Annotated in this window: 21 protein-coding genes and 1 rRNA gene; 11 read left to right on the top strand and 11 right to left on the bottom strand. The window is 57.8% G+C overall.

What is annotated here, in order from left to right:
- Position 1: 1 nt before the first annotated feature.
- The 5 genes from HNR55_RS04930 (at position 2) to HNR55_RS04910 (ending at position 5,861) form a co-directional block, all read left to right on the top strand.
- Entirely contained in the window at positions 2-814 is an 813-nt protein-coding gene (locus tag HNR55_RS04930) for a type III pantothenate kinase (RefSeq protein WP_086645420.1), read from the top strand.
- A gap of 9 nt (positions 815-823) precedes the next feature.
- A complete protein-coding gene (locus tag HNR55_RS04925) occupies positions 824-2,467 on the top strand; it encodes a ribonuclease J (protein WP_166112224.1) in 1,644 nt (547 codons plus the stop codon).
- Positions 2,468-2,609: 142 nt separating this feature from the next.
- Entirely contained in the window at positions 2,610-3,926 is a 1,317-nt protein-coding gene (gene proS / locus HNR55_RS04920) for a proline--tRNA ligase (protein WP_166112221.1), read from the top strand.
- A gap of 5 nt (positions 3,927-3,931) precedes the next feature.
- On the top strand, positions 3,932-5,182 hold the full coding sequence (locus HNR55_RS04915) for a lipoprotein-releasing ABC transporter permease subunit (protein WP_166112218.1): 1,251 nt from the start codon (positions 3,932-3,934) through the stop codon (positions 5,180-5,182).
- Entirely contained in the window at positions 5,175-5,861 is a 687-nt protein-coding gene (locus tag HNR55_RS04910; protein ID WP_166112215.1) for an ABC transporter ATP-binding protein, read from the top strand. Before HNR55_RS04915 ends, HNR55_RS04910 begins: the two co-directional genes overlap by 8 nt.
- A 69-nt stretch (positions 5,862-5,930) precedes the next feature.
- Here the strand turns inward: HNR55_RS04910 and HNR55_RS04905 are convergent, their stop codons facing one another.
- A complete protein-coding gene (locus tag HNR55_RS04905) occupies positions 5,931-6,461 on the bottom strand; it encodes a glutathione peroxidase (protein ID WP_166112212.1) in 531 nt (176 codons plus the stop codon).
- Between the two features lie 223 nt (positions 6,462-6,684).
- Here HNR55_RS04905 and HNR55_RS04900 point away from each other — a divergent pair, with 223 nt between their 5' ends.
- Together HNR55_RS04900 and HNR55_RS04895 are read left to right on the top strand one after the other, a co-directional pair.
- The gene (locus HNR55_RS04900; RefSeq protein WP_166112209.1) at positions 6,685-7,467 is read left to right on the top strand and encodes an IclR family transcriptional regulator; all 783 of its coding nucleotides are present in this window, start codon (positions 6,685-6,687) and stop codon (positions 7,465-7,467) included.
- A gap of 76 nt (positions 7,468-7,543) precedes the next feature.
- On the top strand, positions 7,544-8,368 hold the full coding sequence (locus HNR55_RS04895) for a DUF3108 domain-containing protein (protein WP_166112206.1): 825 nt from the start codon (positions 7,544-7,546) through the stop codon (positions 8,366-8,368).
- Between the two features lie 57 nt (positions 8,369-8,425).
- Here the strand turns inward: HNR55_RS04895 and glmS are convergent, their stop codons facing one another.
- Both glmS and glmU read right to left on the bottom strand, forming a co-directional pair.
- Positions 8,426-10,249, bottom strand: coding sequence for a glutamine--fructose-6-phosphate transaminase (isomerizing) (gene glmS / locus HNR55_RS04890; protein ID WP_166112203.1), 1,824 nt, complete (start codon positions 10,247-10,249; stop codon positions 8,426-8,428).
- On the bottom strand, positions 10,249-11,595 hold the full coding sequence (gene glmU, locus HNR55_RS04885) for a bifunctional UDP-N-acetylglucosamine diphosphorylase/glucosamine-1-phosphate N-acetyltransferase GlmU (RefSeq protein ID WP_166112200.1): 1,347 nt from the start codon (positions 11,593-11,595) through the stop codon (positions 10,249-10,251). The genes glmS and glmU overlap by 1 nt, the downstream gene beginning before the upstream one ends.
- Positions 11,596-11,704: 109 nt before the next feature.
- Here glmU and HNR55_RS04880 point away from each other — a divergent pair, with 109 nt between their 5' ends.
- Positions 11,705-12,403 (top strand): HAD hydrolase-like protein, encoded by a 699-nt coding sequence (locus tag HNR55_RS04880; protein ID WP_166112197.1) that lies wholly within the window; start codon positions 11,705-11,707, stop codon positions 12,401-12,403.
- Between the two features lie 41 nt (positions 12,404-12,444).
- Here the strand turns inward: HNR55_RS04880 and HNR55_RS04875 are convergent, their stop codons facing one another.
- The 5 genes from HNR55_RS04875 to HNR55_RS04855 are packed head-to-tail and all read right to left on the bottom strand — an operon-like array spanning position 12,445 to position 17,223.
- Positions 12,445-13,233: a nucleotidyltransferase family protein gene (locus HNR55_RS04875; protein WP_166112194.1), complete on the bottom strand. Its 789-nt coding sequence runs from the start codon at positions 13,231-13,233 to the stop codon at positions 12,445-12,447.
- Positions 13,230-14,012, bottom strand: coding sequence for a sterol desaturase family protein (locus HNR55_RS04870; RefSeq protein WP_166112191.1), 783 nt, complete (start codon positions 14,010-14,012; stop codon positions 13,230-13,232). Before HNR55_RS04870 ends, HNR55_RS04875 begins: the two co-directional genes overlap by 4 nt.
- A complete protein-coding gene (locus HNR55_RS04865; protein ID WP_166112188.1) occupies positions 14,009-15,109 on the bottom strand; it encodes an LptF/LptG family permease in 1,101 nt (366 codons plus the stop codon). Before HNR55_RS04865 ends, HNR55_RS04870 begins: the two co-directional genes overlap by 4 nt.
- Positions 15,110-15,121: 12 nt before the next feature.
- Complete coding sequence (locus HNR55_RS04860) at positions 15,122-16,318, bottom strand: LptF/LptG family permease (protein WP_166112185.1); 1,197 nt, start codon at positions 16,316-16,318, stop codon at positions 15,122-15,124.
- On the bottom strand, positions 16,315-17,223 hold the full coding sequence (locus tag HNR55_RS04855) for a metallophosphoesterase family protein (protein ID WP_242005450.1): 909 nt from the start codon (positions 17,221-17,223) through the stop codon (positions 16,315-16,317). Before HNR55_RS04855 ends, HNR55_RS04860 begins: the two co-directional genes overlap by 4 nt.
- 131 nt (positions 17,224-17,354) lie before the next feature.
- Here HNR55_RS04855 and HNR55_RS04850 point away from each other — a divergent pair, with 131 nt between their 5' ends.
- Entirely contained in the window at positions 17,355-18,335 is a 981-nt protein-coding gene (locus HNR55_RS04850; protein WP_166112179.1) for an acylglycerol kinase family protein, read from the top strand.
- A 12-nt stretch (positions 18,336-18,347) separates the two neighbouring features.
- Positions 18,348-19,319, top strand: coding sequence for a hypothetical protein (locus tag HNR55_RS04845; protein ID WP_166112176.1), 972 nt, complete (start codon positions 18,348-18,350; stop codon positions 19,317-19,319).
- A 2-nt stretch (positions 19,320-19,321) separates the two neighbouring features.
- Here HNR55_RS04845 and spt read toward each other — a convergent pair whose 3' ends face one another.
- The 3 genes from spt to HNR55_RS04830 all read right to left on the bottom strand — a co-directional run bounded on the left by spt (position 19,322) and on the right by HNR55_RS04830 (position 22,685).
- Entirely contained in the window at positions 19,322-20,536 is a 1,215-nt protein-coding gene (gene spt, locus HNR55_RS04840) for a serine palmitoyltransferase (protein WP_166112173.1), read from the bottom strand.
- Positions 20,537-20,542: 6 nt separating this feature from the next.
- Positions 20,543-20,794, bottom strand: coding sequence for an acyl carrier protein (locus tag HNR55_RS04835; RefSeq protein WP_025826198.1), 252 nt, complete (start codon positions 20,792-20,794; stop codon positions 20,543-20,545).
- 124 nt (positions 20,795-20,918) lie between these two features.
- Positions 20,919-22,685, bottom strand: a complete 1,767-nt coding sequence (locus HNR55_RS04830) for a fatty acyl-AMP ligase (RefSeq protein ID WP_166112170.1) — start codon at positions 22,683-22,685, stop codon at positions 20,919-20,921.
- 1,050 nt (positions 22,686-23,735) lie between these two features.
- On the opposite strand from HNR55_RS04830, the gene HNR55_RS04825 reads away from it, so the two are divergent.
- Positions 23,736-23,804: ribosomal RNA gene (locus HNR55_RS04825) — 16S ribosomal RNA — on the top strand; the annotation flags it as partial.

Raw genomic sequence — 23,804 nt, 5'->3', positions numbered from 1 at the left:
AGTGCTACTTGTCATTGATGCAGGGAATACCAATGTTGTATTTGCTGTACACGACGGCGAAAAATGGCGTGGTGTGTGGCGGATTACCATGCAGCCCCAGCGGACTTCGGATGAATATGGGGTGTGGCTGCAAGCGCTGCTGAAAACGCAGGGCCTGACGTCTGATGATATTGAAGGGGCTGTTATAGGTACGGTGGTGCCTGCGGCCCTGTATCATTTGCGCACTTTATGCCGCCAGTGGTTTGCTGTAGAGCCATTGCTGGCCTCTGCCCGGCTGGACTGGGGGTTTGCCATCAAGATGGATAACCCCGATGAAGTCGGGGTGGACCGTCTGCTCAACGGTCTTGCCGCCCATTACACCTATGGGGGTCCGTTGACGGTTATAGATTTTGGAACGGCCACCACGTTTGATGTGGTGGATCAGGAGGGAAGTTATTGTGGCGGTGTTATTGCGCCCGGCATCAATCTGTCGGTCGAGGCATTGCATCAGGCTGCGGCAAGACTTCCCCGTATTGGTATTGGTCGCCCCGTAGGGGAATCCGCCATTGGGCGGAATACAGTTGCAGCCATGCGCTCAGGCGTGTTCTGGGGGTATGTAGGATTGATCGAGGGGATCGTTGAGAGGATCCGCCGTGAAGTGGGGCCTTCCATGAAGGTGCTCGCAACAGGCGGTCTGGCTCCGCTCTTCTCGGAAGGGACAACGGTCTTTGACCATGTGGATTCAATGCTGACCCTTAACGGGTTGCGCTTGCTGGCGGGGCGGAACCCCCTGCCAAAACTGACAGTAGAACGAGATTTTTTGGCTGAAGGATAATCGGATAATATGACTGAACAGAACGGCGATCTGGCCTTTCTGCCCTTGGGCGGAACGGGTGAGATTGGCATGAACCTCAACCTGTATCGTCAGGGCGATACATGGTTGGCGATTGACTGTGGCATTGGCTTTAGCGGGAATGACACCCCCGAAGCGGAAATTCTGGTGCCCGACCCCGTTTTTATCGTAGAGCGCCGGAACAAGCTGGCCGGGCTGGTCATTACCCATGCGCACGAGGACCATATTGGTGCCGTGGCGCACGTGTGGCCCATGCTGCAATGCCCTGTTTACGTCACTCCGTTTGCAAGTGCCGTACTGCGCCGCAAGCTGGCCGAAGCCCGCCTGATGGATGTGCCGATCCGCGTGATCATGCCCGGTGCGCGCTTTAATGTGGGACCGTTTGACATCGAGTTCGTGCCGGTTACGCATTCCGTGCCTGAAGCCCAGTCCATGGTCCTGCGCACTCCGGCAGGGATTGTGGTTCATACAGGGGACTGGAAGTTTGACCCCGAACCGCTGGTTGGCCCCGCAACAGACCTGAACCGCCTTGCCGAAATTGGTGAGGAGGGTGTTCTTGCACTGGTGTGCGACAGCACGAACGTGATGAAGCCCGGTCCCTCGCGCTCCGAGTCCGAAGTGCGCGTGAGCATGACCGAACTGGTGGCAAGCCTTAAGGGGCGCATTGCCGTGACCTGCTTTGCCTCCAACGTGGCGCGGGTGGAAACCATTGCCATGGCCGCGCAGGCTGCGGGCCGCACGGTTGTACTGGTCGGGCGTTCGCTGCGTAATCTGGATACGGCTGCGCGTGAGTGCGGTTATCTATCTGGTGTTCTGCCGTTCCTGAGCGAGCAGGACGTGAACGATGTGCCTGATGACCAGCTACTCATGATCATCACGGGCAGTCAGGGTGAGCCGCGTTCGGCTCTTTCACGTATTTCCATGGACGTGCATCCCAATATTTCCCTCGGGGAAGGGGATACGGTCATTTATTCCAGCCGCATGATTCCGGGTAATGAACGGGCGATCATGGCGGTGCAGGATAATCTGGCAAAGCGTGGCGTTAAGGTCATTACCGACCGTGAGCATTTTGTGCATGTTTCGGGCCATGCCACGGGTGGTGACGTGCAGAAGATGTACGAACTGCTCAAGCCCCAGCATGTGGTGCCGGTTCATGGCGAATGGCGGCATCTGACCGCACAGGCCGCTCTGGCACAGGAAATGGGCATTACTCCCATTCTGCTGGAGGACGGGGATATTCTGCGTCTTTCTCCGGGCAAGCTGGAAGTGGTGGATACCGCCCCCACAGGCCGCCTTGCACTGGACGGCAACCGCCTGCTGCCCATGAATGGTGGCGTGCTGGCAGCCCGCCGCAAAATGCTGTTCAACGGCATTGTCATTGGCAGCTTTGCTGTGGATGACGAAGGCTTTGTGATTGGCGATCCCAAGGTGAGTGCGCCCGGCCTGCTGGACCCGGATGATCTGGAAAGTGTGCGTGTGCGTGAGGAATTCGCCAACGCGCTGGACGTGATCCCCGATGAACTGCGCAGTGAGGACGGAGCCTTCCGCGAGGCCGCCAAAACCGCCCTGCGTCGCGCTCTTGGCCGCAAGCTGCAAAAGCGCCCGCTGGTGGATGTGCACGTGCTGCGCGTATAAGGCGTTTTATATACCGACGAACAAGAAAGCCCGGTCCTGCCGGGTTTTCTTTCGTTCAGGGCTGTTTTACAGCTTGATAACAGATAACACAGGCAGGCCTCTTTTTTTGCCGGAGGCACGCCCCATACAAGGCTGAATGCACATGCGTCTTTCGCGCAGCTTTCTTCCCACCCTCAAGGAAAATCCGGCAGAGGCGCAGATCGTCTCTCACAGGCTCATGCTGCGTGCGGGGCTGATCCGCCAGACGGCTTCGGGCATTTATGCCTGGCTGCCAGCCGGGCTTAAGGTGCTGCGCAACATCAGTCAGATTGTGCGCGAAGAGCAGGACCGGGTGGATGCGCAGGAAGTGCTTATGCCCACCTTGCAGTCCGCAGACCTGTGGCGCCGCTCCGGTCGTTATGATGCGTACGGGCCGGAAATGCTGCGTATTCAGGACCGCCACAAGCGCGAACTGCTGTACGGGCCAACCAATGAGGAAATGGTGACAGACCTGTTTGGTCAGTCAGTAAAATCCTATAAGGACCTGCCGCAGGTTCTGTACCACATCCAGTGGAAGTTCCGTGATGAAATGCGCCCCCGCTTTGGCGTGATGCGTGGCCGTGAATTTCTGATGAAGGACGCCTACAGCTTTGATGTGGATTACGCATCTGCCGTAGCCACCTACCGACGCATGATGCTGGCTTACCTGCGCACCTTCCAGCGTCTGGGCGTGCGCGCTGTTCCCATGCGGGCCGATACGGGGCCAATCGGTGGGGAGCTGAGCCACGAATTCCTTATTCTCGCCCCAACAGGGGAAAGTGGGGTGTTTTATGATGCCGCACTGGAAGATCAGGACTGGCTGGACGAACCCGTGGACACCAGCAGCCCCGAAGCGCTGGAAGCCTTCTTCAACCGTGTGACCACGCCTTATGCCGCTACGGATGAAATGCATGATATTGCGGCATGGGACGCTGTGCCCGACGCCCAGAAGCGTGAAGGCCGCGGTGTTGAGGTTGGTCATATTTTCTACTTTGGTACCAAATACACGGAATCCATGGGGGTGAGTGTTAGCGGTGCCGATGGTGCGCAGTTCTTCCCCGAAATGGGGTCCTACGGCATTGGTGTCTCCCGCCTTGCCGGGGCTATTATTGAAGCCTGCCACGACGAAAACGGCATTATCTGGCCCGATTCCGTAGCCCCTTTCCGTGCTGCTATCCTGAACCTGAAGTCCGGTGATGCGCTGTGTGATGAGATGTGCGAGCAGATTTACGCGAAAGCGCCAGAAGCATTCCTGTATGATGACCGGTCCGAACGGGCTGGCGTAAAATTTGCCGATGCCGATCTGATGGGCCATCCATGGCAGATCGTGGTTGGCCCTCGTGGTGCCAAGGAAGGCCGGGTGGAACTCAAGCGTCGCGCCACGGGGGAACGGCAGGAGCTGAGCGTGGATGAAGCGCTGGCTCTGGTTCTGGCGGGCTGATCACCATGTTCGGTCCCTTCGAGCGTGCGGTGGCTGGCCGTTATCTCCGCGCGCGGCGTGGGGAGCGGTTTGTTTCCATTATCGCCATATTTTCTCTGGTTGGTATTGCGCTAGGCGTTGCAACGCTGATCATTGTCATGGCGGTGATGAACGGTTTTCAGGCGGATCTTATGGGCCGTATTCTGGGCCTGAACGGGGACCTGACCATTTATGGCGCAGGGCGCACCATCTCCCAGTATGAGGATGTGGCGCAGGAAGTCCGCTCTGTTCCCGATGTGCTGAGTGCCACACCCATTATAGAAGGGCAGGTGCTGCTCAGTGCCGGGTCTTACAGTGCTGGTGGTGTGGTGCACGGCATTACGGCACAGGGCCTGCACGACCTTACGGCGGTCAGTTCCTCTCTTGTTGCGGGGTCTCTGGACCAGTTTGGTCAGGGGGATGACTCCATTGTTGTCGGCGTAACCATGGCCGAGCGGGCAGGGCTGTCTATTGGTTCGCGCCTGACGCTGGTTTCGCCCGAAGGGGCGGCCACCGCTTTTGGCACGGTCCCGCGTGTGCGCTCATACCGTGTGAGCGCGATTTTTGACGCCGGGGTGAATGACTATAATTCCAGCGTTGTGTTCCTGCCCATGCACGCCGCTCAGGTATATTTTCAGATGCCGGGCAAGGTGACGCAGATTCAGGTCGCCACAAAGGATGCGCAGCATGTGCGCCCGGTTACTCTGGCCATTGTCAGGGCTGTGGATGATCCGGGTTTGCGGGTGCTGGACTGGACAACGGCCAATAACGCATTGTTCGGAGCGGTGCAGGTGGAACAGAATGTGATGTTCCTGATCCTGACCCTGATTATTGTTGTGGCGGCGTTCAATGTCATTTCCTCCCTGATTATGATGGTCAAGGACAAAACGGCTGATATTGCCGTGCTGCGCACGATTGGGGCCAGCCGTGGCGCCATTATGCGTATTTTTCTGATGTGTGGGGCATCGGTGGGTGTTACCGGCACGGTGGCGGGTACGGCGCTGGGCATTGTGTTCTGCATGAATATTGAGCGCATCAGGCAGCTGCTGCAAAGCCTGACGGGCACAAACCTGTTTAACCCGGAGGTGTATTACCTTGAACACCTGCCAGCCAAGCTGGAATGGGGGCAGGTTGGCGAGGTGATTGGCATGGCGCTCCTGCTTTCGCTTCTGGCAACATTGTATCCAGCCTGGCGCGCAGCCAGAACAGACCCGGTCGAGGCGCTACGTCATGAATGATACTGCCGTGCTTCGCCTTAAGGGCGTTCAAAAAACCTATCGCAGCGGGGAGCATGACGTGCTGCCCATTTTGCAGGGGGCGGATTTTATCCTCAATGCGGGGGAAATCGTGGCGCTGGTTGCGCCATCGGGCACGGGTAAGTCCACGCTTTTGCATCTGGCAGGTCTGCTGGATACGCCAGATGCGGGGGACATTATTATTCGTGGTCAATCGACCAGCACCATGGCCGATGCCGGGCGTACAGCCCTGCGGCGGGATGAAATCGGGTTTGTGTACCAGTTCCACCACCTGCTGGGGGAATTTACCGCGCGGGAAAATGTGGTTCTGCCGCAAATGATCGCAGGTGTGCCCAAGCGGGTAGCCCGGAAGGAAGCTGAGCGCCTGCTGGAGATGCTTGGCCTTGCCCACAGGGTGGACCATCTGCCGGGCAAGCTTTCTGGTGGGGAGCAGCAGCGTGTGGCTATTGCGCGTGCGCTGGCTAATGCCCCCTCCCTGCTGCTGGCGGATGAACCCACTGGCAACCTGGACGTGCATACGGCAGACGCGGTGTTTACCGAACTGCTGGAAGCCGTGCGCAAGCGCGGTCTGGCCGCACTGGTTGCAACCCATAATGAGGAACTTCTGCCGCGCATGGACCGGGTTATAACCCTGCGCGATGGCAAGCTTGTTACGCGCTAGAAGGCAGACTGCATAAGGCGGCATTCCTCTGTGTTAAGGGGAATGCCGCTTTTTTTATGTTTGCAGGGGTTATTCCGCAGGTAGCAAAGCGCGTTCGACCGCATTGCGCACGCGGGCAGAGGTCGGCTGCGTTATGGAGGAAAACCACGCAACAGGCTGGCCGTTACGCCCGATCAGGTATTTGAAGAAATTCCACCTGGGGCGTGCGAGAAAGCCCAGCTCTGTATCCAGCCATTTAAACAGCGGTATGGCGTTCTGGCCTTTGACAACGCTGCGCGCTGCCATGGGGAAAGCTACGCCGTAGTTCTTCTGGCAGAATGTTGCGATGTCTTCCGATGTGCCGGGTTCCTGCTGACCAAAGTCGTTGCTGGGAACGCCAATCACCACCAGTCCGGCTTTGTGGAACTGGGTCCATAAAGCCTGCAATCCTTCATATTGCGGGGTAAACCCACATTTGGAGGCGGTGTTCACAATCAGGATGGGTTGGCCCTTGTAGGCACTCAGATCAATGCTGCTGCCATCAAGTGCGGGTAAGGTAAAATCGTAAATGCTTGTTGCCAAGGTGCTGCCCTTTTGCTGCTTTTGTGGCAGGTAAGGCATCCTGTGTAGCGCACCACAAGAGAAGGAGCGAGATGTTATGCTGTCTGCAAGTAGTGGGTGGAAGCCTGCTGCCCTGTTCCGGGTTCTTGTGCCAGACTTCCACCACATCTTGTGCGCGGCAAGATCGTGTTCTGCTTTTTGTTGTTCATTATGTTGAACTCGATCCCGTATGTGGAATATGAAGATATGAGCCTCTCCTGTCAACATGGAAAATAAGAATAACATGTCCAAATCGCAGGATACGGTTCCCGCGCTACGCAGGGCCGTTCGTATACTTGATATGGTCAAGGATGCAGCCAAACCGCCTCTGGCGGCAGATGTGGCCCGCCAGCTCGATTTACCGCGCAGCACGGCCCATGGTCTGCTGGCGGTTATGCAGGAGTTGGGGCTGCTGGAAAAAACAGTCACGCAGGGGTACCGGCTGGGAACACGTCTGCTTGATTGGGCAGGCGACGTTACGGAAAAGCGGGATCTGGTGAGTGAGTTCTACCACGTGCTGGAGACTCGCTCGGATCTGGAGGCCTTTACCGTTACCCTCACCATGCTGGAGGGGGCCGAGGTTGTGTATGTGGCCTGCCGTAACAGCGCGACCGTACTGGGGGCGTCCTTCAGGGTGGGGATGCGCCTGCCTGCCATATTTACGGCCACAGGCAATGCCATGCTGGCTGGTATGGATGATGCCTCCTTCCGGGAATGGCTGGCCCTGCACCCTGTTACAACATGGCCCCAGCCCCTGACGCCCAATGGCATATGCTCGGTGACAACGCTGGTGCGCGAAATTGCCGAAATCAAGGATCGTGGCTATGCGGTGGATGATGAGCAGGTGCATGACGGACTGTGGTGCTTTGGCGCGGCTGTCAAAGACCATTCAGGGCGTGCACTGGCCGGAATCGGGATCAGCTTGCCGCAGGCGGAACTGGGGCGGTACAGCGTTGCGCGTCTGGGGGGGGTTGCCTCCCGTCTGGCAGAGGCTGTTTCCTTCCGGCTTGGTTATCGCGCGGAATGAGGGCTTGCCTGCGGGCGGAATGGAACAGGACATGTATCTTGCGGCTATGCGGGCTGGAATAATGAACCGGAAAAACATGTGCCGCGGTCCTATACGCGGTATTGCCGTGGGCATGGTCCTTGCCATGCTGCCGCTGACCTTCTGTCCCGCTGGGCCGCAGGCCCGTGCGGAGGGAGGCGTTGTGCAGACCACAGCCCGGTACCTGATCAATATGCATGGTCTGCATGTGTTAACTGCCAATGTTGGCTACAGGCTGGGGATCAATGCCTATAGCGGCATTGCACAGGTTCAGACTGCGGGTTTTTTTGGTCTTTTCGTACAGACCGATATGCGTATGCAGGGCTCTGGCCAGTTTCTGGCCAACGGGCAGGCCGAACCCGCACAGTATGACAGTGCAGGCACCTATAATCATGAACAGAGTCACCTGCATATGACGTATCAGGCGGGTGTGCCGCAGATTACGGTGCAGGAGCCCCCCATAGGCACCCGGGAAAAGGTCACTCCCGAAGAACGGGCAGGCGCGCAGGATATTGTCGCCCTGCTGGTTGGGCTGGTGCATCAGATGCAAACCCATAATCGTTGTGACGAATCCCCCCAGAAGCTCTTTGATGGCCTGCGCCTGAGCGTGCTGAGCCTGCGTAACACGGGGGTGGAGCGCCCACCTTCCAGCGCATCCCATGCGTGGGGGAACGACTCCGTGACCTGCAATTTTGTTTTGCAGCAGGTCAAGGGATTTACGGCCAATGGGCAGTTCAGCAAACTCAGGCAGCCTCAGATTGGTCGGGTCTGGTTTGAGAACATTCCCAACATAGGCATGTCGGTTGTCAGGCTGGAAGTGGAGCACCCCAAAATGGGGCATATTGTCATGCGGCTGGATGAAACACCAAAGCAGGTACCCTGAACTGCAAAAGCAAAAGCTGGCTCCCTGATGATAAAAGAGCCAGCTTTTAAAGCATGGTTATTCCACCGTTACCGATTTTGCCAGATTGCGCGGTTGATCAACATCCGTGCCCTTGAGCACGGCAACCTCATACGCCAGCATCTGTACCGGAATGGTTTGCAGGATCGGTGCCACAAAATCGTGCACACGCGGGAGCACCACAATCTGCTCGGCAATGGCGGAAACGCGGTCTGCTCCCTGCGTGTCGGTAAAGACCAGCAGGCGGCCACCTCGGGCTTTTGCTTCCTGCAGGTTGGACAGGGTTTTGTCGAACAGCGGTGTGGAAGGCACGCTGGCAACAATGGGTACGGTGCGGTCAATCAGGGAGATGGGGCCGTGCTTCATTTCCCCCGCCGCATAGGCTTCGGCATGGATATAGGAAATTTCTTTCAGCTTGAGCGCGCCCTCCATGGCTACGGGGAACATGCTGCCCCGGCCGAGATAGAGAACGTCACGCGCTTCGGCCACAATAGCCGCCATTTTGCGAATGGCATTCCCTTGATTGAACACTTCCGCCGCACGGCTCGGCAGGTCCATGAGTGCTGCGACCAGTTCTTCTTCTCTCAAAGGGTCCAGTGTGCCGCGGGCCCGGGCGGTGGCAATGGTCAGGCAGGCCAGTACGGTCAACTGCGCGGTAAAGGCTTTGGTGGAGGCGACAGAAATTTCCGGGCCTGCCACGGTTCCCAGCATCACATCGCTCTCACGCGCCATGGTGCTGTGTTCCACATTGAGAACAGAAAGAATGTGGATGGCTTTTTCGCGCAGGCTGCGCAGGGCTGCCAGTGTATCCGCTGTTTCCCCGGACTGGGAGATCAGCAGGCCAAGGGAGCCTGTGGTCAGGGGCGGGTCGCGGTAGCGCATCTCGCTCGCGACATCAATATCAACTGGCAGGCGGGCAATTTCTTCCAGCCAGTAGCGGCCAACCATTCCGGCGTAAAAAGCTGACCCACAGGCGGTTATGACCGCACGGGGCACGGTGGCAAGGTCAAACGGCAGGTCAGGCAGCACAACCTTGCGTGTTGCCGGGTCGATCATGCGCTGGAGGGTCTGCCCGATAACCAGCGGGTGTTCGTGCAGTTCCTTTTCCATGTAATGGCGGTAGCCATCCTTGCCGATGGAGCCTGCGGTCAGGGCGGTAATCTGCACCGTGCGCTCAAGGGGTGTGCCATCAAAGGTCATGAACTCGGCACCCTGCGGGGTGATCACCACGCAGTCTCCATTTTCCATATAGGTGATGCGGCGGGTCAGGGGTGCCAGTGCGAGGGAATCCGAACCAAGGAACAGTTCATCATCCCCAAAACCCACGGCGAGTGGTGCGTTGTTGCACGCCCCGATCATGAGCCCTTCATGGCCTGCAAAAATCATGGCAACGGCGTATGCGCCATCCAGACGTTTGAGCGCTTTAAGGGCTGCCTCCTTGGGGGGCAGGCCCTGTTGCAGGTGGTAGTCCACCAGCAGGGCAATGGTTTCGCTGTCGGTTTCGGTTTCAAATACCTGTCCGGCGGCTTCGAGCTCGTGGCGCAGGGTTTCAAAGTTTTCAATAATGCCGTTATGCACAATGGCCACACGGGCTGTGCCGTGGGGGTGTGCATTGCAGGTGGTGGGGGCACCATGGGTAGCCCAGCGGGTGTGGCCTATGCCGGTTTTGCCCGAGAGGGGGTCCTGCTCCAGCAGTCTGGCCAGATTATCCAGCTTGCCAGCGGCCCGGCGGCGCTCTACGCGCCCATCCACCAGAGTGGCAATGCCTGCGGAATCATACCCACGGTATTCCAGCCTGCGCAGGCCTTCGAGCACAATGGGGGTTGCATGGCGTAACCCGACAACGCCGCATATTCCGCACATCAGCCGTTTTCCTTTTTTGCCTTCAGGGCATCTTTGAACAGTTTGCCACGTTCCGGTTTGGTGGTCTGGCGCGCACGCCCCAGAGCCAGCGCATCCTGCGGTACATTGTTTGTAATGGTGCTGCCTGCGGCAATCAGGGCGTTATCACCAATCTCGACAGGGGCAACCAGTACGGAGTTGGAGCCGACAAACGTATTTTTGCCGATGGATGTGGTGTGTTTGAACACGCCATCATAGTTGCACACAATGGTCCCGGCCCCGATGTTGGACTGCGCGCCAACCTGTGCATTGCCCAGATAGGACAGATGGTTGACTTTAACACCCGCACCCAGCTCGGCACTTTTGAGTTCAACAAAATTGCCGACCCGCGCGTTTTCGCCAATTATGGTTTCTGGCCGCAGGCGGGCATATGGGCCAATGACTGCGCCCGAATGCACCTCGCACCCTTCAAGGTGGCTGAAGGCGCGAATAACAGCACCTTCATGCACAACAACGCCGGGACCGAACACAACATTGGGTTCGACCAGCACGTCGGCGGCCAGTTGGGTGTCTGTGGCCAAAAAGACCGTCTCGGGGGCGACCAGCGTTACCCCGTTGTCCATGGCGTTCTGGCGGAGGCGCTTTTGCAGGGCGGCTTCGGCCTGAGCCAGTTCGCTGCGGGAGTTCACGCCACGCAGTTCATCTTCCACGGCTTCAACCGCACGGACCTGTGCATGCTCGGCTACAGCCATATCCACCACATCGGTCAGGTAGAACTCACCTTTGGCGTTGTCATTGCCTACAGCTTCCAGCCAGCGGCGGAAGTCTGCGGCATCGGCACATAGAACGCCTGCGTTGCACAGGTCTATGGCGCGTTCCTCGGGGGTTGCATCCGACCATTCCACAATGCGTTCCACATTGCCGGCGTTGGTAACCACACGGCCATAGCGGGCCGGGTCTGCCGGGCGCATGGCCAGCAGTGCCAGACCTACATCGGGTTTGCGCCGCTCATCCAGCAGGGCGGTCAAGGTCTGGGCAGAAATAAGCGGGTTATCTGCGTACAGGACGGCCACATCGCCATCACCAAACCACTGCACTGCCTGAAGGGCCGCATGGGCCGTGCCAAGCCGTTCGTGCTGGATGACCACGGGGTAGGGGGCGGCAACGTCCGCCACATCTGCCATTTCCGGCCCGATGACCACAACCAGACGATCAAAGACCTCGGCCGCGTTGCGTAGCAGATGGGCCAGCATGGGGCCGCCCGCAAGGTGCTGCAGGGCTTTGGGGCGGGAGGATTTCATGCGGGTGCCTAGCCCTGCGGCCAGAAGAACCGCTGTGGCAGGACGGAATGCGGGATCAGACGTCATAAATGATGCGGTAAGCCAAGCTCCGGCGTGTGTCAAACATCTCGCTTATGGAAAAACTCCATGCCAGTATCATAAAAGTTTTCTAATATTTACGAGGCGGAGGAACGGAATGTCTGCTTTGCGTCTGGCCGTGTTCGATATGGACGGTACTTTACTGGATTCCTTGCCGGATCTGGCGGAATGCTGCCGCGAAATTCTGGCTCAATGTGGCTTGCCATTGCTGTCCGATACACAGGTGCGCGGCATGATCGGCAACGGCGTGCAGGCACTGGTGGAGCGGGCCCTGCACGCCAGCGTGGAGCAAAAAGCAAAAGAAAGCGGGACCGCTCCAGCCATACCTTTTTCTACGGAGGAGGCGGTCAGCCGTTTTATGGCGGCTTACACGCCCCGTGCCACCCGGTTGTCCCGCCTGTTCCCCGGTACGGAGGAAGCCCTGCACCGCCTGCGGGCGCAAGGATGGCTGCTTGCAGTCTGCACGAACAAGCCGGAAAAAGCGGCACGCCGTATTCTTGCGGATTTTGAGCTGACCTCTGTTTTCTCCGCCGTGGGCGGAGGGGATAGCTTTGCTGCCCGCAAACCGGATGCGCGGCACCTGCTGGGCACAATTGCGCAGGCCGGAGGACGTGCCGCAAGCAGTGTGATGGTGGGGGATATGCCGCCTGATTATCTGGCGGCCGAAGGGGCGGGTTGCCCCTTTGTGTTCGCAGGTTGGGGCTATGGTGCGCCAGAACTGGCCCGCAGGGCCAAGGCTTCAGCCCCCTGCATGGAGGATATTCCGGCCCTGCTGGAGCAGGCTATGCCTGCCTGAAGGTACGACGCCGGGGCTTTCCAGCACCCGGCCCGGTTGGGTTAATGCCCGTATTGCGCCTTCAGCACCGGCGCAAGTTGCTGGGCCAGAAGGATGTCGGCTTCCTTGTCCACATCCACAGCCGCGCGTCCATCCGATAGGGGAACCAGCTCGGCCTGTGCGCTGGTAAGGGCATAAATGCGGGCATACAGGGCCTGCGTGGATAGCCGCCCGGTTACTGCGCGGAGCAGAATGCCCAGCCCCAGAGTCCATGCGACACGCAGCGGGTGTTTGCGGTTTTTTTCCACACTGCGCCACAGATTGGCTACCCGGGCCGAAACAGAGGTTTTGAAGTAAAACAGATTGCAGCCGGAAAACACCATGTCCGTCAGGCGGATATAGGTGCGCTTGGTCTGGGGAACACTTTGCTGGATGCTGCTCTGGGTGGCGACACCGACGGCAATATCGGTTTTATCGGCAGTGCTGTGGAGCAGTTCCTCCACCCATTCAGGCTGGAGCAGGGCATTGTCTGCTGTGGTCACCAGCAGCGGAGTGCCAAAATGTGTAAGACCGTCCAGCACGCTGGCACTTGGTCCTTCGGGGCGTGATGCCACAACCTGCACAGTGTCAGGTAAAATTCCGGCCAGAATAGCCGGGTCTTCCAGACAGACGACAATACGGGTAACGACGGGCACGGCCTGTAGGGCGTGAACTACCCGCACAACCATTGGAACCCCGTCAATGGGCAGAAGTGCCTTGTGCGAGACACCTCCGGCAACAGCAACGGGGTCCGGCTTGCCGGGGCGTGTTCCGGCAAGCACCAGAGCGGTAATGGCGAGGGGTGTGTTCATGCTGTGCGTTTCTGATCCGGGCGGGCGCCATCGGGCCGGTCGCGTGGGGGAGCACCGGTCAGCTTCATGACCCAGGGGTAGCGCGACGCCTGTTCAACATCATATCCCAGATTGAACACGGTCGGGCTGCGCGGGCGTGCTTTGGCATCCACGTAGTAGGAGCCCAGAACCCGGTCCACCACAAAGCTGGTAATGCCAAAATTACCATCTTCGTCATGGAAGTGGTGCAGCACGTGGCGGGCTTTCATGCGCTGGATCCAGGCTGAACGGGGCTTGTAGTTCAGATGCTGGATGCAGTGGAAAAACTCGTAAATGCAGGTAATGGCAATACCAGTGCTCAAGGCGGCGGCTGCCGTGGCAACGCCACCGATCAGGTAGCCAATGGGCAGGGTGATTACGGCAATGGTGGGCAGGGTCGTAACCGGCGCGCCAAACAGAACATCCAGCAGATGGGGGTCCTGATGGTGGTCAAAATGGATGCGCTTCCACAGCCCGGCGGTCCATTTGTTTTTGTAAAGCAGGTGCCCGTGCAGAACGTAGCGATGCAGCATGTACCACACTATGGGGTAGACAAATACCACGGCCAGTATGGCGCTGAGTGTTTTGGGCCAGCCTGCAAAAAAATGGGCAGAGACAAACGCACTGGCAATGGCAAGGGCAAAGTACAGCAGAATGGTTGGATACGTCAGATAGGCGATCCACAGCTGCCGGAGATCCATTTTACCCAGGTCAAAACTGCGACCAGTCTTGAGGGAGGGGTTGTTCAGAGTTCCGCTCATCGTGTTTCGTTCCTCAGGAGCACAGTCAGTGATCCCAATGTAAAGATGATCAACGTGGGAACTGTTGCAACCGGAGGCGGGAGCAGACCGGCATTACCCATAGCCCGCAGCAGTCCCTGTACAACAATAAACAGCAGCCCAGCGCCCAGACACCATACTGGCAACCAACTGCGTGTCCCCGTTCGTGGAGGGATATAGATTACTGGCATTGCGATCAACAGCAGAACCAGCAGAGACGCCGGGCGCAGGAACCGTTCGATCAGCCCGGCCCGGAGGAAACCCGGGCTGGAATCCGAGGCAAGCTGCCCACGCAGCATGCCCAGAATGGTGATGGTGGACAGTGGCGCATTCCCCGAAGACAGGCGAATAAAGTCCTGTGGGGCCAGAGTCGTCTGCCACGGCATGTCGGCCTGATGGTCCAGACGGTCAACCTTCTGGTCCTTGAGGTCCACGTCCAGCCCTTCCAGATTATAAAGGGTCCAGCCATGGGCACCGCTGTAGTGGGCTGTTTGCGCATGCAGGGTCTTGCTCAGCATGTGGTTGGCGTCACGCGCGTACACGTCAACCGTGCCCAGTATGTTGCCACCATCGGCGACATGGCCAATATGGATCAGGCTGGTCCCTTCATGAAACCAGAAGGAATGTCCCTCATCTGGGGAGGGGTCGGTGCGATTCCACCAGGCGGCCAGCGCCTGCTCGGAGCGGGGAGTTATCTGATCGTCCAGCACAATGCCTGCCAGCCCGATCAGTAGCGTTGCGGGCACCAGATATTTGTATAACCCGAGTGTAGACAGGCCTGCCGCGCGGAGAATGGCTATTTCGCTGGCAAGGGTCATCTGCGTCAGCATAAGCAGCGCACCAATGAGTGTGCTGAGCGGGAGTGCGCCGGATAGCAGGAAAGGCAGGCGCATGCAGGCGTAGTTGAAAATCCCCTGAATACCCAGATGCCGTTGCAGGATGGGGGTTGTCTGTTCCAGCAGTGCCAGAATTTCCAGCATGCTGACCAGCACGCAACTGCAGAATACCACACGAAAAAGCAGGGCTCCGGACAGGTAGCGCAGCAGAACGTAACGCGGGTTGGATGAAGGTTTGCTCATATGCGGTTTTCTTTATGCCTGCCGGGTTCTGGCTGGCTGAGCCCAGCGGGCACGCCAGAGGAGGAATGTGCCCGAGCGATAAAGGAGCAGCGTCACGCACAGAGTGATAAACACAAAGGCTGGGGCCCAGATGACCAGTACGGAGAGTTGCCGTGTTGCAACCATGCTGTGCCCGAACTGAAGGATATGGTCGAAACCGATCATGAGGATAAAGGCAATGGGCAGGCCCGCATTATTGCGCTGGCGCTTGCGGGCCATGGCCAGTGCGGTCGCAAGGAGCGGAATAAAGGGAATGGTCAGGCTGCGGGCAAGGCGGAAATGCAGCTCCGACCACATATGCGGTTGCGAGATGCTACCATCCTGACGGACAATCTTGCTGATCAGTTCAGGGGATGTGAGTTCACGCTCATCGTCTCCGCGTTCGCGGAAGGGAGTGGTCTGGGAGGCATGGGTCAGGTAGCGGGTGGAGTGCTGGAATGTTGTGAGGCTGGGAGGTTTGTCCCCCGAGTCCGAGACGATGATACCGTCTTCCAGTTCAAGCTGCACGGTACTGCCATCCGAGGCGATGCGGATATGCCCCTTGCGGGCGGTAATGTTCCGTTCCTGATGGTCTGACGTATCGTGAATAAAGACGTTTTTCAGCTCAGACCCACTTTGGGTCACGTCCTCGGCAACAAGTGTGAGGTCGGAGGAGGGGCGGGCAAACATGCGTGGTTGCAGGCGCGGGGACCAGCCGGTGTGGCTGGCAAAATAGAACGCGGCCCGGAAGTCATACCGTGCATGGGGCTGGATAAACCCGTAAAGCAGGAAGGAAATAACACCCAGCACCAGCCCCAGATGGATATAGGGCCGCGTGATTCGCAAAAGGGAGAGGCCGCTGCTGTTGGCGGCGTCGATCTCCTCATTCTGGCTCATGCGGCGCATGACGGCAAAAACCGACACGCAAAGGGCGGCGGGTATGGCCAGCCCCAGATAATGGGGGAGCAGGGTGGTCAGCAGTTCAACAAACGTGCGTAGATTGTTGTTGCCTTCCGCCAGCAGGTTAAACAGAACCAGCAGGCGCTCAAGCAGAAGCGCCGTCATGACCACGGCCAGAGCAATGGTAAAGGGTGGAATAACCTGATTGATCAGGTAACGATCAAGCGTTGTAGGCCGGAGCCACTGGATAAAGCGGCGGATGGCGGGCGCGTTCAGCATGGAAAACGTCATACTGCGGTTTTTGGTAAATGGCGATGCTGTGAGTAAATTCTGCCTGCCTCACTGTCGTGCATAAAACCATCCGTACCAAGTGCCCTGCGCTGCACGGTAATATCCCATGTGTCAGGTTGGGCGGTAATGGTTATCCGGTTCCAGCCAGCGGCTTTCTGGGGGCTGCTGGGAATGTGGGATGCCGAGGTCGTGCCAAGTACAGGAATGGAGGTGCCCGGAATGGTGCAGGTCGTGGCGCGGTGGGAGTGCCCATGCAACACCAGTTCTGCTCCTTCGCGGCGCAGGATGTCCTGGAGCATGTTCATGTCCGTCAGGCCCTTGCGGTTCTGGACCAGATGGGCGACCGGCGGGTGATGGAGCAGCACAACGCGGCATAACCCGGACTCGCCGAGTGTTCTGAGTGTCTTGCCCAAAAGTTCCAGTTGCTGGTCCCCCGTTCTGCCTGTTGCCATGAAGGGGAGGGAGGGCACGGCCGTATTCACCCCGATCAGGGCGACATGGTCCTGCACAAGAACGGAGGGGGCTCTGCTGTTCTCGCCCATATGGAGCCACGGTGCCCACAGGGTACGTTTTTCCAGATTGTTTTCCCGCACCAGAGCTTCGTGGTTGCCCGGCACAAGCAGCGTGGGGGGAAGATTCTGCTCTTTTAACCAGCGTTCCGCAGCCCGGAATTCGGACAGGAGACCCAGATTGGTCATGTCCCCTGTAATGGCGAGCAGTGCGGGGTGAGCCTGCCTGATGTCTTGCATGACCTGCAGCAGCGGTGCCGGGGTATGCAGATGCCTGCGACGGTAAAACCAGCTTAGCAGGCTCAATACGCGTTTAAAACGCCATTCCCGCCACGTGGGCAGGCCAGCCAGAGGCAGATGTGGGTCGGAAAAATGGGCAAGAAGAACGCTGGCCAAGAAAATCAGGTCTCCAGTCAGAGGCGTCGCCAGCGTACAATATGTGACAAGCGCGCGCTGGCTCTTTATACCACTGAGCCGAGCCGGGGCAAAAGCACCGACCAGCAACTTGTGCATTATAGAGTACGTGAGTGCCCGATCATCTAGCCCTTATTTATAATCCGTTCAGCTGTAAAAACCTGAAGAATGGCCCAGACTACCTCCAGAGTATCCAGGCATTGCCCAATGTCCTGTTTTATGCGCCAGACACATATGCCGCATTGCAGGGCGTTGTGGAGGAACTGCGTACGCACAGGCCCTCCTGCATTGTGGTGGATGGGGGAGATGGTACGGTTGGCAAGGTGCTGAGCGTTCTGCATGCTTCTGGCTGGCCGCCGGAAGAGTGGCCGCCGGTTGCCGTTATCCCATCGGGGAATACCAACCTGATCGCTGCGGATGTCGGGTATGGCAAACGTGGGGCGGAGGCGTTGCGTTGCCTGCAGGCCGAGTTACGCTCGGGGCAGGCCATGAACAAGGTCAAGCAGCGTCACCCGCTGGTTGTGCTGCGTACGGGGTATGAGGGAGCAGAAGTCCTTGGCTTTTTTGGCGGCATGGGGGCTTTTGGCCGGGGTATAAGCATTGCGCACCAGCCTGCGGTTCTCAACCGTTACGCGCATGATATGGCGGTTATAGCAACTTTGATCATGACAGTTATGCAGCTTTTGCTTCCCCGCCAGCGCGATGGCTGGCTGGCTGGGGCTGCTGCGCGTCTGACATATGATGGCAAGGCCAGTAGTGTGCACAACCATTTTATGGTGCTTTGCACAGCGCTGAACACACTGCCCTACGGTGTCTGGCCGTTCTGGCGTGCCGGTGGTGCACCGTGCAATGGTATGCATTATCTGGACGTGGCGGCATATCCGCCTTCTCTCATGCGGGCGGTGTGGACCTTGCTGCGTGGCAAGGCTCCGGAGTGGCTGCGTCGTTCCTCTGCTTACCAGAGTGGTGCCGTACAAATCCTCCAGATGCAGACAAACGAGAGTTTTGTGCTGGACGGCGAGATTCTGGAACCGGGTAACAAGACGGATTTTACCATTCAGGCAGGTCCGCCCGTCTCCTTCCTCTATGCGTAATGGCTGATACACATGGCTGATACCGAGCAGCAGATCCGCAGGCAGGCCGTTGGCCAGATCACACATATGCTGGCACAGGAACTGGCTCTTCCCGTTGCTCCGGAGGTGACCCTGTTTGTGGAACAGATGCTGGGTAACGTGCGGCCTCTGGGGGTTCTGTTTTATGGATCGGGCCTGCGTGCCGGTATTGATGAAGACACGCTGCTCGATTTTTATATTATTGTCAGTCGGCAGTCAGACTGGCCGCGCTCCGCTCTGGCCTGCATGGCCAATGCGGTGTTGCCACCCAATGTGGAGTATCAGGAGCTCAGGGTGGCAGGCCGTGCCATGCGCGCCAAAACTGCCATTCTTACTCTGGCGCAACTGCATGATCTGACCGGATTTTCCACGTTGAATACCACGGTCTGGGCGCGCTTCTCCCAGCCTGTCAGGCTGGTCTGGAGTAACAACGCACAGGCTGCGCAGGCCATTACCCACTGCATCGTGCGCGCCAATGTAACGGCGGCAAAATGGGCGGCCCTTCTTGGTCCGCTCAAGGCTCCATACAGAGCATTCTGGGATGCTCTGTACGCCAGTACCTACAAAGCAGAATTACGCGTTGAAAACGGGCAGCGAAGCAGCAGTCTGGTTGACGCCAATCTGGAGCGGTACGAGCATAGTCTGCTCCCATGCTGGCAGGCTGCGGGCATACGGTTCAAAACGGAGGGAGGGGAGGTCTTGCCCCTGCTCACTGCTGAACAGAAAAACAGGGCCCAGCGCCAATGGCGACTCAGAGCACGGCTGGGGCGTCCGCTGAATATTCTGCGCCTGATCAAGGCAGTTTATACATTTAAAGGAAGTGCCCGCTATGCCGTGTGGAAAATCCGGCGGCATAGCGGGATAAACATTACCCTTAGCCCGTTTGCGGAAAAACATCCGCTGCTGGCCGCTCCGCCAGTGCTGTGGAAGCTCTGGCGGCAAGGGGCCTTCAGGCAGGGTGCGTAATGTTACGCGGCTTCCGGCTGGAGTGGTACACCACACTCCACGGCGGCCTGACCAAAAATGGCAAGGGCCTGGTCAATCTGTGCCGCTGTATGCGTTGCCATAACGGAGCAGCGCAGCAGCGGGCGTGAATCCGGTGTTGCCGGAGGCAGGCTGAGATTGACGTAAACCCCAAGCTCAAGCAGCCTGTTCCACATGGGAATGGCCTGCTCAACCGTTTCCAGCGTTACGGCAATAACCGGGCTGACCCGCTTGCTGGCGTTAAGGCCAAGCTTGGTAAAGCCTGCATGCAGGTGGGCGGCGTTATCCATAAGCTGGCGGCGCAGCTCTGGCTGGGCAATCATATCCTCAAGGGCTGCCCCTGTTGCCGCAATCACTTCCGGGGGGAGCGAGGCAGTAAACATGTAAGGGCGGCAGTTCAGGCGCACGAGCTCCAGCTCAGGGTGGTCGGATACGCAGTAACCGCCAACCGTGCCCAGACTTTTGGAAAAAGTGCCAACAACAAAGTCGACATCTGCTTCCACGCCTTCGGCTTCGGCCGCACCGCGTCCATGCTCGCCCAGAACACCAAAGGAGTGGGCTTCGTCCACCATAAGGTATGCACCGGTTTCACGCTTGACGGCGGCAAACTCGGCCATGGGGGCCACGTTGCCGGTCATGGAGTAAATGCCCTCCACAACAATCAGCTTGGCGCTGTTGGGCGCATCCAGCCGCTTGAGACGCTTGTACAGATCGTCCGGGCTGTTATGGCGGAAGCGGATCACCTGCGCCGCACTCAGGCGGCTGCCATCGTAGATACTGGCGTGGCTGTCGGCATCCAGAATCAGATAATCGTCTTTCCCGGCCAGAGCGGAGATCATGCCAAGGTTGGCCTGATACCCGGTGGAGAACACCATGGCGTCCCGCCGTTTGAAAAAGTCGGCTATCTTGCGTTCCAGATGGCGGTGGAGCGACTGCGTTCCATTGGCAATGCGGGAGCCGGTTGTGCCAACACCGCAGGTTTCTGCCGCTGCCTGCGCGGCCTTGATGGCGCGCTCGGACTGGCTGAGACCCAGATAGTTGTTGGTGCCAAAGAGCAGAGTTTCACGCCCCTCTATAATCCCGACAGTGGAGGAAACCGGCTTTTCAATGACAACGGCAAACGGATTGCGTCCGCCAGCCGCTACAACAGAGCCCAGAGCACCCGCAAGGCCCTCGAATTTGGAAAACAGTGACGTCATCCACGTTTACCCTTTGTTCTTCAGGTCAACAATGCAGGCGGCCAGATCATTGATCGTGCGAATATCCGCCAGTTTGTCGAGCGGAACAGAGACGTCCAGACTATCTTCCACTTCCATGACAAAGTTCATGACTGCGAGAGAGTCAAATGCCAGATCTTCCATGATCTTGCAGTTGCCGTCGATGTCGCGCGGGACTTTGGGATTGGCAAGAAGCTTTTGGATGATCAGCGCGGAAACGCTTTCAACGGTTTCGCTCATGTCGGGTCCTTCATCCTTTATGGCATTTATATCAAGCCGAGCTTCCGCCCGCCGTGGCCGCCTTATGAGAGAAAAAACCAGATTTGACTAGCCTCTCACTCACAGGCGCCTTTTCTCCCGTGCTTCAGGCGACTTCGGGCTGCTGGGCAAAAGCGCCGTTCACATACATTGTGCGGGCTTTGGCGCGGGTCAGCTTGCCAGAAGAGGTCTGCGGCAGCGTGTGAGGGGGAACCAGCACAACCATAACATCGACCCCATGCAGCCTGCGGAACAGGCTGGCCGTTTCGGCGCGCAGGGCTTCACGGGCTTCGGGGTTGGTGGTGCGGCACTGGATCAGTGCTACGATTTCTTCCTGATTGTCTTTTTCAAGGGAAAAAACAGCCACGTCACGGCTACGCAGGGTGGGAATGTGGGTTTCAGCCGACCATTCCAGATCCTGCGGCCAGATGTTGCGGCCGTTGATGATAATCAGGTCCTTGGCGCGCCCTGTGACCACAATCTGGCCATTGAGCATGTAGCCCAGATCACCCGTGTTCAGCCATTTATCCTGATCCAGCACCTGCGAGGTTTCTTCAGGCATACGGAAGTAGCCGGACATAAGGCTCGGGCCACGGACGTAAATGGTGCCAACCTCACGGTCTCTCAGCACAACGCCGTCGGGGTTGCGGACTTCCATGGCATGCTTGGGCAGCACCTTGCCGCACACAACAAAGGTGCGCGATGGTGTGCCGGAGTTTGCCGGAGCCTGCGCAATCCCTTTGCTTTCCAGCAGGGGCAGATCAACCGTATCCGTTTCAATCCCGGTGTTGAGCGGGACAAAGCTGATGGCAAGCGTTGCTTCGGCCATGCCATAGCTGGCAACAAAAGCTTTGGCGTTGAACCCGGCCGGGGCAAATTGTTCGGCAAATTCCTGCAGGATATGGGCGCGGATCATGTCCCCCCCAATCCCGGCAACCCGCCAGCGGGACAGGTCCAGACCGGGAGCCGCGGGGCGACGGGCACACAGTTCATACCCAAAGGATGGGCTGTAGGCGATGGTGCCGTGGTTACGGCTGATCAGGTCAAGCCAGACATGGGGGCGGCGCGCAAATTCACGTGTCGGCAGCAGGTCGACTGTCAACTGGCATGTCATGGGGGTCAGGAAGAAGCCGACAAGCCCCATGTCATGGTAAAGCGGCAGCCACGAAACGCACCGATCACCGGTTTCACGGACCTGCAGCCCGTCATGCGCAATGGCGGCCACATTGGCCATACCTGAGCGCTGGGAGACACAAACCCCCATGGGGAAGCGGGTGCTGCCAGAAGAGAACTGAAGGTAGGAAAGCGCATCGGGGTCCACCGAACCCAGTTCCATATCGGGCACGGGGCGGGCCATCAGTTCGCTGGGGGAGCCAGCAAAAACCAGACCAAGGCCTTCTACAATGTCATCAGTCCAGCCTTCAATAATGGCCGGAATAACGACCGCGCTGGCCTGCGCACTGATGATCATGCCGCGCAGGGTGGTCAGGTAAGCGTCCTTGCCACCAAACGCAACGGGCAGGGGGAGGGGCGCTGCAACAAGGCCCGCATACTGGCAGCCAAAAAAGATGCGGGCGAAGTCGCCATCGCTTTCCGCGACAATGGCCACGCGGTCACCCGCTTGTAGCCCCATACCCAGCAGGCGTTTTGCGGTCTCGATAGCCTGTGTCCGCAGCACGCTGTAGGGCAGCGCTTCGAGCAGCGTACCTTTGCCTGAATAGATATTAAACCCTGCTGTACCCTGTGCAGCATAATCCAGCGCATCTGGAAAAGTCGCAAAATCACCATAACGGCGCGGTTGTCCAGACGCGGAGGGAAGTGGCTGGAGTGTTGCTTCCGTGGTGGGTGCAGAGGCTGGGTTCATAAGGTTCATCAGTTGGCCATTCGAAGAAAATCAAAAAATGCGGCGGCGCCAACCGGCGCAGTAAGTTCGTCCCCCAGAAAGGTCGAACGTCAGGCGTATATAGTCTTTTTGTGGATTTATAAAAGTATCATGTAGAGAGGGAAGGCGGATCACTCCCTTTTTCGTGTATGTTTATCCCTACAATGGCAGGAGTTCGCGGCATGGAAGGGGGAGGCATGATTGGAGTATGCGGTTTTTTGTAAAAAAGCCGCTTAGAATAGATATTATTGTTTAAATTCAATACGATATGGAAATTTCCAGATAGTCGCTTCCGCAGGGGGCGTGTTGTCATATCAAGTGACTGAGGCCATCGCCCAAACAGGGGGCTGTGTGATCCAGAACATCAGGAACCGTGAGGTTGCCAGAGCGTTATAATGGTAGCGTTACCGGGATGCGGGTGGCTTTCTTGGGTATTTTGGGCGTGAGAGATTTACGGGGACTGCTGGAAGGGTCGGCATCCCGCGCATAGAAGATATATGGAAACGTAAAGTAACAAATTGTGTTGACGTGGTGGGGTGAAATTCCCCCGCCTTCCTGAAGGCGGGGCGGTCTTTTACGATTCCAGTCCGTGCATTTCCTGCCGTGTGTTTGCGGGTGCCTGAGGGGGCAAGCAGATGCCTGTTTCGTACAGAGCTATGGGCAAAATCGACCTGAAAGAAAAATGTCATTTTTTTTGATTTCTGCTGTTGACGGTATAGTGTTTGTGGGTATAGAAGCTGCTTCACCGAGACGAAGTGATCTTGGCGGTTTCGGAAGTTTCTGCTAAGGTTTTTGGCTCTTTTGGTCTTTGACAAGAGAATATGAGATAGAGAGGGATATGCTGACGGCGTGTTTTTCTGACTGAGGTCTTATGGCTTTGGTCTGATGGACTGACGGTTATCTGTGGATGACCTGAGTTTGTTGGTATATCTTTTGATATGCGTTTTGACAGATGTTTCGAATTGACTGGCCTTTTGGTTAGTTGAATTGAGGAAGGGTTACCCTTTGTTTGTTGTGGTTGGGTTTAGGCCTGACTGTGATGAACCTGAGAGTTTGATCCTGGCTCAGAGCGAACGCTGGCGGCATGCTTAACACATGCAAGTCGCACGA

The sequence above is a fragment of the Acetobacter lovaniensis genome (assembly GCF_014207635.1).
Classification (GTDB): Bacteria; Pseudomonadota; Alphaproteobacteria; order Acetobacterales; family Acetobacteraceae; genus Acetobacter; species Acetobacter lovaniensis.
The sequence above is the reverse complement of the archived record's forward strand: the minus strand, read 5'-3'. Positions and strand labels throughout refer to the sequence as shown.